Raw genomic sequence first — 1,385 nt, 5'->3', positions numbered from 1 at the left:
GAGGTAGTCACAGAGGGTGTGGAAACGAGAAAGGCGACGTAACGATCCCCGGTGAGCACCACCGAAACGAGGCCGGGTTGCCGCCCGGCCCCAAGGGAACGAGACATCGCCATGAAGAAGAGTACGCAGGGGGACGCCACGGCGTCGAGTTCGCGGTTCGAAGCGCTGGAGGTACTGGCGCGAGAGCAGATTCAGCAGTGGTTGCAGCGGATGCTGGAGGAAGAGCTGACGGCCTTCCTGGGGCGGCCGAAGAGCGAGCGGCGGACACAGGTGGACGCGAAGCCGGGCTACCGCAACGGGCATGGGAAGGAGCGGCGACTGGCGACGAGCATGGGGACGGTGCGGGTCAGGCGACCGCGAGTGCGGGGAAGCGAGGAGCCGTTCGAGTCGAAGGTGCTGCCGCTGTTCGTCAGGCGCACGAAGCAGGTGGGGGCGCTCTTGCCAACGCTGTACCTGCACGGCCTGGCGCTGGGGGACTTCGAGCTGGCGCTGCGGGGCCTCTTGGGAGAAGGGGCGCCGCTGTCGAAGACGAGCCTGGAGCGGTTGAAGGCGGGCTGGCAGCAGGAGCACGCCGCGTGGAGCCGACGCTCGCTGGTGGGCAAGGAGGTGGCGTACGTCTGGGCGGACGGGGTGTACGTGAAGGCGGGGCTGGAGAAGGAGAAGGCCGCGGTGCTGGTGCTCATGGGCGCGCTGCGGGACGGCACGAAGGAGGTGCTGGCGCTCGTCAGCGGGCACCGGGAGTCCGAGGAGTCGTGGGCCGAGGCGCTGCGGGACTTGAAGAAGCGAGGGCTTGAGGAGCCACGGCTGGTGGTGGCCGATGGCCACCTGGGAATCTGGGGCGCGGTGGCGCGAGTCTGGCCCCAGGCCGAGCACCAGCGCTGCTTCAATCACAAGCTGCGCAACGTGCTGGACAAGCTGCCGAAGAAGGAGCTGGAGGCGGCCCGAGCCCTGCTCAAACCCATCCCCTATGCCGCGACCCGTGCCGAGGCCGAAGCGCTGCGCGACGCCTTCGTCGCCGAGTACCAGCCGAAGGCGCCGAAGGCGACCGCGTGCCTGCTCGATGATTGGGAGCGGCTCGTCACCTACTACCGCTTCCCCAAGGAGCACTGGAAGCATCTGCGCACCACCAACATCATCGAGAGCCCCTTCGCGTCGCTGAGGCTGCGCACGGACGCGGCCAAGCGCTTCCGCAAGGTGGAAAACGCCACCGTGCTGCTCTGGAAGCTGCTGCTCGTCGCCCAGAAGAGCTTCCGCAAACTCGACGCCGCCGAGCACCTCCGAGACGTACTCGCTGGCCGCACCTACGAGGACGGCAACCTCGTCATGCTACCGCAGGGAACTCGTCGCGCCGCCTGACGCGTTTCCACTCCAATTGACACGACCTC

General features: G+C 67.7%; 1 protein-coding gene. It reads left to right on the top strand.

Annotated elements, in window-relative coordinates:
• Window positions 1-111 precede the first annotated feature (111 nt).
• Window positions 112-1,356 (top strand): IS256 family transposase, encoded by a 1,245-nt coding sequence (locus tag K8556_RS38815; protein WP_223745175.1) that lies wholly within the window; start codon window positions 112-114, stop codon window positions 1,354-1,356.
• The last annotated feature ends 29 nt before the right edge of the window (window positions 1,357-1,385 follow it).

This window comes from Corallococcus sp. AS-1-12 (assembly GCF_020036995.1).
In the GTDB taxonomy this organism is placed as follows: Bacteria; Myxococcota; Myxococcia; order Myxococcales; family Myxococcaceae; genus Corallococcus.
This window is presented reverse-complemented; position numbering and strand designations above follow the sequence as displayed.

Coding starts and splice junctions, on each gene's coding strand:
- K8556_RS38815 (WP_223745175.1), top strand. CDS start 112: ATGAAGAAGAGTACGCAGGGGGACGCCACGGCGTCGAGTTCGCGGTTC.